We start from the raw sequence: 8,650 nt of genomic DNA, 5'->3' as shown, positions 1-8,650 counted from the left end.
CTGGCGGCCTTAGCGCGGTGGTCCCACCTGACCCCATGCCGAACTCAGAAGTGAAACGCCGTAGCGCCGATGGTAGTGTGGGGTCTCCCCATGCGAGAGTAGGGAACTGCCAGGCATCAAATTAAGCAGTAAGCCGGTCATAAAACCGGTGGTTGTAAAAGAATTCGGTGGAGCGGTAGTTCAGTCGGTTAGAATACCTGCCTGTCACGCAGGGGGTCGCGGGTTCGAGTCCCGTCCGTTCCGCCACTTATTAAGAAGCCTCGAGTTATCGCTCGAGGTTTTTTTTCGTCTACATTTCTATTATTGCCAGAATCGCAAAAATCCTCTGCGTTTTACGCTCTTTTTCCGCAACAGTCTGAAGCCCATAATCACCTCAGTTAACGAAAATAGCATTAAAAGAGGCATATTATGGCTATCCCTGCATTTGGTTTAGGTACTTTCCGTCTGAAAGACGACGTTGTTATTTCATCTGTGAAAACGGCGCTTGAACTTGGTTATCGCGCAATTGATACCGCACAAATCTATGATAACGAAGCCGCAGTAGGTCAGGCGATTGCAGAAAGTGGCGTGCCACGTCATGAACTCTACATCACCACTAAAATCTGGATTGAAAATCTCAGCAAAGACAAATTGATCCCAAGTCTGAAAGAGAGCCTGCAAAAATTGCGTACCGATTATGTTGATCTGACGCTAATCCACTGGCCGTCACCAAACGATGAAGTCTCTGTTGAAGAGTTTATGCAGGCGCTGCTGGAAGCCAAAAAACAAGGTCTGACACGTGAGATCGGTATTTCCAACTTCACGATCCCGTTGATGGAAAAAACGATTGCTGCTGTTGGCGCTGAAAACATCGCTACTAACCAGATTGAACTCTCTCCTTATCTGCAAAACCGTAAAGTGGTTGTCTGGGCTAAACAGCACGGCATCCATATTACTTCCTATATGACGCTGGCGTATGGTAAGGCCCTGAAAGATGAGGTTATTGCTCGTATCGCAGCTAAACACAATGCGACTCCGGCACAAGTGATTCTGGCGTGGGCTATGGGGGAAGGTTACTCAGTAATTCCTTCTTCTACTAAACGTGAAAACCTGGAAAGTAATCTTAAGGCACAAAATTTACAGCTTGATGCCGAAGATAAAAAAGCGATCGCCGCACTGGATTGCAACGACCGCCTGGTTAGCCCGGAAGGTCTGGCTCCTGAATGGGATTAAGCCTCTCTGACAGCTCCTCCGGGAGCTGTTTTTACATGCTCGCTAAGGAAATCGATAAAAGCCCGGATGCGCGTACTTACCGCACGGTCGCTGTAATAGACTGCACTGAATGGCATTTCCACTGGCAACACTTTATCTGCCATTAACTCCACCAATTCTCCGCGAGCGATTTCTTTGTCGATCATGTAGTCGGACAAACACGCAATCCCGTTGCCACTCAGGCAAAGCTGTTTCAGTGTTTCCCCACTATTGGATGACAAACCGTACTTCACCTCATGTAATTGTCCATCGCTACGGGCTATCGGCCAGGTATTGAGGGAAGCGGGTTCAGTGAATCCCAGGCAAATATGTTGCTTTAAATCGTCGATCGTTTCTGGCTTCCCGTAGCGGGAAATATAATCGGGGGAGGCGATAATTTTTCGATAACTATTAAATAACGGCCTGGCACGTAAGCTGGAATCCGTTAACGTACCGGCGCGTATCGCGACATCAACTTTTCTTTCGATCAAATTAATAATCGTTTCGGAGGAGACTAGCGACAAAGTGACTTCCGGATAGCGTTCACGGAAAGGCTTAATCAACGGCATCAGAAAGTGCAGCACCACTGGAGTTGCGGCATCGATGCGCAACAGTCCACGCGGTGTATTACGCGTCTCCATAATTTCTGATTCTGCCGCTGCCATCTCCTGCAAAATTGACTGTACGCGACGAAAATAACGCTCGCCTTCTTCCGTCAGGCTAAGTTGTCGCGTGGTCCGATTAAGCAGGCTAACGCCAAGTTTCATCTCCAGCTTTTTCACTGCCCGGCTTACCGCTGAGTTTGCTTGCCCTAATTGTTCCGCTGCCCGGCTAAAGCTGCCGCTTTCGACGACCGAAACAAAAATGGCGAGTTCTTCCGACGTGGCTTTCATTTTTGCTCCTGTTGCAAAATAGAAGAGATATTTTGAATTTATTTGTCATTAAACCATCAGGATGCGTGATATGTCATCCGATTTAATGTTCTCAACAATGAGCAAAATTCTGACCGGTGTAAGCACTTGCTTACATAACAATATACAATTGCTCGTTGAAAGAGTGAGCTAAAATCCCTATAACAGTAGAACCCTCCCGAGTGCGGAAGGGTTGACGTAATAGAGGTTTCAAAGTCAAAAGTGCGAAAAAACACCTATGCCATGCGCTATATTGCCGGACAACCTGCGGAAAGGATCTTACCGCCGGGGTCTTTTGCGAGCATCGGCCAGGCATTACCACCTGGGGAACCGTTAAGTACCGAAGAGCGTATTCGGATCCTGGTGTGGAACATATACAAACAGCAACGCGCTGAATGGTTGTCGGTATTAAAGAACTACGGCAAAGATGCACATCTGGTGTTATTGCAGGAAGCGCAGACAACGCCAGAGTTAGTACAGTTTGCGACCGCTAACTATCTTGCCGCCGATCAGGTACCCGCTTTCGTACTGCCACAACATCCTTCTGGCGTAATGACCCTTTCGGCGGCACATCCAGTGTATTGCTGCCCGTTACGTGAACGAGAACCCATTTTGCGTCTGGCGAAGTCGGCACTGGTGACGGTCTATCCATTACCTGATACCCGCCTGTTGATGGTGGTTAATATACACGCCGTCAACTTCAGTCTGGGCGTGGATGTTTATAGTAAGCAGTTACTTCCTATTGGCGATCAGATAGCTCATCACAGCGGCCCGGTCATTATGGCGGGAGATTTCAATGCCTGGAGCCGTAGAAGGATGAACGCGTTATATCGCTTTGCGCGGGAAATGTCGCTGCGCCAGGTGCGTTTTACCGACGATCAGCGCCGTCGGGCGTTTGGCCGTCCGCTCGATTTTGTTTTCTACCGTGGTCTGAACGTCAGCGAAGCTTCTGTACTGGTTACGCGCGCTTCCGATCACAATCCGCTACTCGTTGAATTCAGTCCCGGCAAACCTGATAAATAAGGTATGTCAGGTCTGCCACAGGGCAGACCAAAGTTTGGCGCTGCCCTTTTATACTCAAATAACAAAAGGACAGCGCAATGACAACACAATCCCACCATGACCACGTAGAAAAGCAGTTTAGCTCGCAGGCCAGTGAGTATTTAACCAGTACCGTACATGCATCCGGGCGAGATTTACAGCGCCTGGCGGTGCGTCTGGCTGATTATCCTGATACAAGTGTACTTGATATGGGCTGCGGAGCAGGGCATGCCAGCTTTGTCGCTGCGCAGAACGTGAGCGCGGTGGTGGCGTATGACTTATCTGCCCAAATGCTGGATGTCGTGGCACAAGCTGCCGAAGCCCGGCAACTGAAAAATATCACCACCCGCCAGGGTTATGCCGAAAGTCTGCCATTTGCCGATAACGCATTTGATATTGTTATCAGCCGTTATTCTGCCCATCACTGGCATGATGTTGGTGCAGCACTGCGAGAAGTGAATAGGATATTGAAACCTGGCGGTAGGATGATTGTGATGGACGTAATGTCTCCGGGTCATCCAGTGCGCGACATCTGGTTACAGACGGTAGAAGCATTACGCGATACCTCTCACGTACGAAACTACGCCAGCGGTGAGTGGTTGAGGTTAATCAATGAAGCCAATCTGATAGTTGATAATTTAATTACAGATAAGTTACCGCTGGAATTTTCTTCATGGGTCGCGAGAATGCGTACGCCAGAAGCGTTAGTAGACGCTATTCGCATTTACCAACAGAGCGCATCGACAGAGGTGAGAACGTATTTTGCCTTGCAGAATGATGGCTCTTTCACCAGTGATATCATCATGGTAGAAGCACATAAAGCAGCATAAATAAAAAAGGCACCGGGGGAATCGGTGCCTTTTTATTATCTGGTTTGTCAGGAATCTGGCATGTTGTTGTTTTTCACAAACAACGTCAGCTTGTCGCCTGGTTGCAGATTCGCAGTGTCGCTGTTCCAGCGCATCACATCTTTGATGTTCACGCCGTGGCGTTTAGCAATGCTTGAAAGCGAATCGCCTTTGCGCACACGATACGTAATGCTATCGCTGTTGTTTGCCAGTCGCTGTGCGCTACTGCCTGCACCAATCGTCAAACTTTGGCCTGGCTTCAGCTTAGATCCGCGCAGTTTGTTCCACTGCTGCAAATCTTTGGTGCTTACGCCGAGACGTGAAGCGATACTTGAAAGCGTGTCGCCAGAGCGTACGGTGTAAACACGGCTGTTAAGCGGCGTATTGTCGGCAACCAGCGTCGACTGTACAGCAGCAATTTCGCCTGAAGCGAGAGATTCACGCAGTTGATCTGCATGCTTCTTTGGCACCATCACGTATTGCGGACCACTTGCGCCCAGCGTGGAGCCTTTCACGCCAGCGTTGAATGTCTTCAGCTTGCTGACGGAAATCCCCGCCATATCTGCAACCTTCGCCATTTCAACCGGGCTGCTCAGGTGCACACGCGCCAGAGCACGGCTTTCATCGGTCGTTGGCAGACGTACGCCATAACGCTTGCTGTTTTTGAGAATATCACTCAATGCCAGCATTTTAGGCACGTACTGCTTCGTTTCCTGCGGCAACGGTAACGACCAGAAGTCCGTGGATTTCCCACGCGCTTTGTTCGTTTTAATTGCCTTCATGACCCGACCTTCGCCGCTGTTATAAGCCGCTACGGTCAGAAGCCAGTCGCCGTCAAACATCTTGTTCAGACGCTGCATCATGTTCAGCGCGGCAGTTGTTGAAGCAACAACATCGCGACGCGCGTCATAATTGCGGGTCTGTTTCAAACCATAATTGCGCCCCGTGCTCGGAATGATCTGCCAGATGCCTGCGGCATTGGCGCCAGACGTTGCGTGAGGATCAAAAGCGCTCTCCACTATGGGTAGTAGTACCAGTTCCATAGGCATGTTACGTTTTTTAACTTGCCCGGCTATCCAGTACATATACGGCTCTGCCCGTAAAGTTACATCGTGGAGATAGCTCTTATTGCGTAAATATTTCTGTTTCTGTTCGCGAATCCGGTCATTTTCCGGAATTCCCATCTTTAGCTCGTCGCCAATGAAAGCCCACAAGTCACCATCTGGCGCGATAGACGTCCCATCGTCCATCCATCGTGCCTGACTTGTAAACTTTGCTGCTTCCCCTTGACCAGCTGCAGAAAGGCTCTGTGCGTGCTGTTGAACGTTGCCGGTACTCTGGCAACCCACGAGCAGGACAGAGGCGAGTAATATCGCTTTTGCCTTCATGTGTGTGTCAATAGTTGCTTAAAAGACGACCGATCATAACGGCGAACGGAGCCGATGACAAGAAAGTTTTATCAGAACCTATCTTTCTTTGACCTTAACCATGCAAAACGTTCTTCAGGTTGTTGCAATAATGTTTCTTCATTAATTACATTAATTAAATCAATATCTTCTGTTCTTAAAAAAACATTAATTTGCCGCTCATTTTTCAGAATTACGGGTAGTGTTATTTGATTTTTTGCCCGTAACTCCTTAACTTTACGATAATAATCATTTATGGACAAATCGTGCGGAAGAATACTCAAAGCAAACTTCATATTTGATAACGTATATTCATGAGCACAACATACCAATGTATCGTCAGGTAACGCACTTAACTTATTAAGTGATTGATACATTTGTGATGCTGTCCCTTCAAACAACCTACCACACCCACCAGAAAACAGCGTGTCGCCGCAAAATAGATAAGGTTTACTGAAGTAACAGATATGTCCTAAAGTATGACCCGGTGTGGCAATTACACTAAATTCATGCCCCAAAACGAAGGCAGTTTCGCCATCTTTGACTACCTGTGTTGTTCCCTTATCTTGTGTCTCTTGTGGACCATACACCACAATTTGCGGAAACTTTTCCACCAGTTCTTTTACGCCGCCAACGTGATCGTGATGATGGTGGGTGAGAAATATGGCCTCCGGTTGCCAGTTATTGGCGGTAATGGCGTTTAATACTGGCTCTGCGTCTCCGGGATCGACAATCAGGCAGCGACCTGCTTCATCATTCAAAACCCAGATGTAATTGTCATCAAAGGCGGGAATACTGTTAAGATTCATAGATTACCTCTTAGTGTGAAACGGAAGGTTGTGATGAAACCGGCAAGAGTCCCTCAAACTGTCGTGGCTCCTGATTGCTGGGGCGATTTGCCCTGGGGAGAGCTTTATCGCAAGGCGCTGGAGCGCCAGCTCAACCCGTGGTTCACTAAAATGTATGGTTTTCATCTGCTTAAGATTGGCAATTTAAGCGCAGAAATCAATTGCGAAGCGTGCGCGGTTTCTCATCAAGTGAATGTTTCTGCGCAAGGAATGCCCGTCCAGGTACAGGCGGACCCACTTCATCTTCCTTTTGCCGATAAATCCGTTGATGTTTGTCTACTGGCACATACATTGCCGTGGTGCACCGATCCGCATCGTTTATTGCGTGAAGCCGATCGGGTATTGATTGATGATGGCTGGCTGGTGATTAGTGGCTTCAATCCCATCAGTTTAATGGGATTACGCAAACTTGTGCCGGTATTGCGCAAAACCTCGCCCTATAACAGCCGGATGTTTACTCTGATGCGGCAACTGGACTGGCTCTCTTTGTTGAATTTTGAAGTGCTGCACGCCAGCCGTTTCCACGTTCTCCCGTGGAACAAACACGGTGGAAAACTATTGAATGCACATATTCCTGCGCTTGGTTGCTTACAACTTATTGTTGCCCGGAAACGGACTATTCCTTTAACGCTAAATCCGATGAAACAGAGTAAAAACAAGCCACGAATTCGCCAGGCGGTTGGAGCCACCCGGCAATATCGTAAACCACAGGCTTAAACTTCGACTTGATAGCCTGTATCTTCCAGTGTGGGATTCATTGCCGCAGCACGGGCCAGTTCATCACAGCGTTCGTTTTCCGGGTGTCCGGCATGGCCTTTAACCCATTCCCATTTGATTTGATGCTGCCCCAATGCAGCATCAAGACGTTGCCAGAGATCGACATTTTTTACTGGTTTTTTGTCTGCGGTTTTCCAGCCACGTTTTTTCCAGCTATGGATCCACTGAGTGATCCCCTGGCGGACATACTGGCTGTCGGTACTCAAAATGACTTCGCAATGTTCTTTTAACGCCTCCAGCGCGACAATAGCGGCCATCAACTCCATACGGTTGTTGGTGGTGCGGGTGTAGCCTGCGCTAAAGGTTTTCTCGCGTCCGCGATAGCGTAAAATAGCGCCGTAACCCCCAGGTCCTGGATTGCCCAGACACGAACCATCGGTGAAAATTTCTACCTGTTTAAGCATCTCTGGTAGACTTCCTGTAATTGAATCGAACTGTAAAACGATAAGTCTGACATAAATGACCGCTATGAGCACTGCAATTACACGCCAGATCGTTCTCGATACCGAAACCACCGGTATGAACCAGATTGGTGCGCACTATGAAGGCCACAAGATCATTGAGATTGGTGCCGTTGAAGTGGTGAACCGTCGCCTGACGGGCAATAACTTCCATGTTTATCTCAAACCCGATCGGCTGGTGGATCCGGAAGCCTTTGGCGTACATGGTATTGCCGATGAATTTTTGCTCGATAAGCCCACGTTTGCCGAAGTAGCCGATGAGTTCATGGACTATATCCGCGGCGCGGAGTTGGTGATCCATAACGCAGCGTTCGATATCGGCTTTATGGACTACGAGTTTTCGTTGCTTAAGCGCGATATTCCGAAGACCAATACCTTCTGTAAGGTCACCGATAGCCTTGCGGTGGCGAGGAAAATGTTTCCTGGTAAGCGCAACAGCCTCGATGCGTTATGTGCCCGCTACGAAATAGATAACAGTAAACGAACGCTACACGGGGCATTACTCGATGCACAGATCCTTGCGGAAGTTTATCTGGCGATGACCGGTGGTCAAACGTCGATGGCTTTTGCGATGGAAGGAGAGACACAGCAGCAACAAGGTGAAGCAACAATTCAGCGCATTGTACGTCAGGCAAGTAAGTTACGCGTTGTTTTTGCGACAGATGAAGAGCTTGCAGCTCATGAAGCCCGTCTTGATCTGGTGGAGAAGAAGGGCGGAAGCTGCCTCTGGCGGGCATAAATACCTGTAAAAGGCGCTGAAAATAGCGGCTTGGGCGATTTTTGCAGCAAACGATTCAAAAGATGAGAAAAACCGTTGACGAAGGGTGAGGCAATCCGTAATATTCGCCTCGTTCCCAACGGAACACAACGCGGAGCGGTAGTTCAGTCGGTTAGAATACCTGCCTGTCACGCAGGGGGTCGCGGGTTCGAGTCCCGTCCGTTCCGCCAAATTCACTCATGAAAATGAGTTCAGAGAACCGCAAGATTTTTAATTTTGCGGTTTTTTTTGCATTTAAATCCCGCTATTTCTTCGGTCTATGGTTTTGTTATGCTGTAAATGTGTTAATCACATATGGTAGACCATATCATTAATATTTAATCATACTATCGAATCATTCAATTTAAATA

At 48.3% G+C, this 8,650-nt stretch carries 9 protein-coding genes, 2 tRNA genes and 1 rRNA gene; 8 read left to right on the top strand and 4 right to left on the bottom strand.

The annotated features are described in order from the left end of the window. From rrf to dkgB, 3 genes are all read left to right on the top strand, one after another. Positions 1–115 (top strand): 5S ribosomal RNA (gene rrf / locus E0D98_RS18860). A 54-nt stretch (positions 116–169) separates the two neighbouring features. Beyond that, positions 170–246 (top strand) — tRNA-Asp (locus E0D98_RS18855). 162 nt (positions 247–408) lie between these two features. Continuing rightward, positions 409–1,212, top strand: a complete 804-nt coding sequence (gene dkgB / locus E0D98_RS18850; RefSeq protein ID WP_000997043.1) for a 2,5-didehydrogluconate reductase DkgB — start codon at positions 409–411, stop codon at positions 1,210–1,212. On the opposite strand, the gene yafC is transcribed toward dkgB, so the two are convergent. Next, complete coding sequence (yafC, locus tag E0D98_RS18845) at positions 1,209–2,123, bottom strand: DNA-binding transcriptional regulator YafC (RefSeq protein WP_000648572.1); 915 nt, start codon at positions 2,121–2,123, stop codon at positions 1,209–1,211. The two genes, dkgB and yafC, sit on opposite strands and share 4 nt — an antisense overlap. Before the next feature lie 240 nt (positions 2,124–2,363). Here yafC and E0D98_RS18840 point away from each other — a divergent pair, with 240 nt between their 5' ends. Both E0D98_RS18840 and E0D98_RS18835 read left to right on the top strand, forming a co-directional pair. Beyond that, positions 2,364–3,164 (top strand): endonuclease/exonuclease/phosphatase family protein, encoded by an 801-nt coding sequence (locus E0D98_RS18840; protein ID WP_001230963.1) that lies wholly within the window; start codon positions 2,364–2,366, stop codon positions 3,162–3,164. Between the two features lie 77 nt (positions 3,165–3,241). Continuing rightward, a complete protein-coding gene (locus E0D98_RS18835) occupies positions 3,242–4,012 on the top strand; it encodes a class I SAM-dependent methyltransferase (protein WP_000211726.1) in 771 nt (256 codons plus the stop codon). 47 nt (positions 4,013–4,059) lie between these two features. Here the strand turns inward: E0D98_RS18835 and mltD are convergent, their stop codons facing one another. Both mltD and gloB read right to left on the bottom strand, forming a co-directional pair. After that, on the bottom strand, positions 4,060–5,418 hold the full coding sequence (mltD, locus tag E0D98_RS18830; RefSeq protein ID WP_000644685.1) for a murein transglycosylase D: 1,359 nt from the start codon (positions 5,416–5,418) through the stop codon (positions 4,060–4,062). Positions 5,419–5,489: 71 nt separating this feature from the next. After that, positions 5,490–6,245: a hydroxyacylglutathione hydrolase gene (gene gloB / locus E0D98_RS18825; RefSeq protein WP_001052751.1), complete on the bottom strand. Its 756-nt coding sequence runs from the start codon at positions 6,243–6,245 to the stop codon at positions 5,490–5,492. Positions 6,246–6,278: 33 nt separating this feature from the next. Between gloB and E0D98_RS18820 the strand changes: the two genes are divergently transcribed. Then, entirely contained in the window at positions 6,279–7,001 is a 723-nt protein-coding gene (locus E0D98_RS18820) for a class I SAM-dependent methyltransferase (protein ID WP_001298887.1), read from the top strand. On the opposite strand, the gene rnhA is transcribed toward E0D98_RS18820, so the two are convergent. Beyond that, positions 6,998–7,465 (bottom strand): ribonuclease HI, encoded by a 468-nt coding sequence (gene rnhA, locus E0D98_RS18815; protein WP_000917888.1) that lies wholly within the window; start codon positions 7,463–7,465, stop codon positions 6,998–7,000. The genes E0D98_RS18820 and rnhA overlap by 4 nt on opposite strands. Before the next feature lie 64 nt (positions 7,466–7,529). Between rnhA and dnaQ the strand changes: the two genes are divergently transcribed. After that, positions 7,530–8,261, top strand: coding sequence for a DNA polymerase III subunit epsilon (gene dnaQ / locus E0D98_RS18810; protein ID WP_001297205.1), 732 nt, complete (start codon positions 7,530–7,532; stop codon positions 8,259–8,261). A gap of 132 nt (positions 8,262–8,393) precedes the next feature. Then, a tRNA-Asp gene (locus E0D98_RS18805) sits at positions 8,394–8,470 on the top strand. Positions 8,471–8,650: the final 180 nt, after the last annotated feature.

The sequence above is a fragment of the Escherichia sp. KCJ4928 genome, from assembly GCF_004352695.1.
Taxonomy (GTDB): Bacteria; Pseudomonadota; Gammaproteobacteria; order Enterobacterales; family Enterobacteriaceae; genus ECMA0423.
The sequence above is the reverse complement of the archived record's forward strand: the minus strand, read 5'-3'. Positions and strand labels throughout refer to the sequence as shown.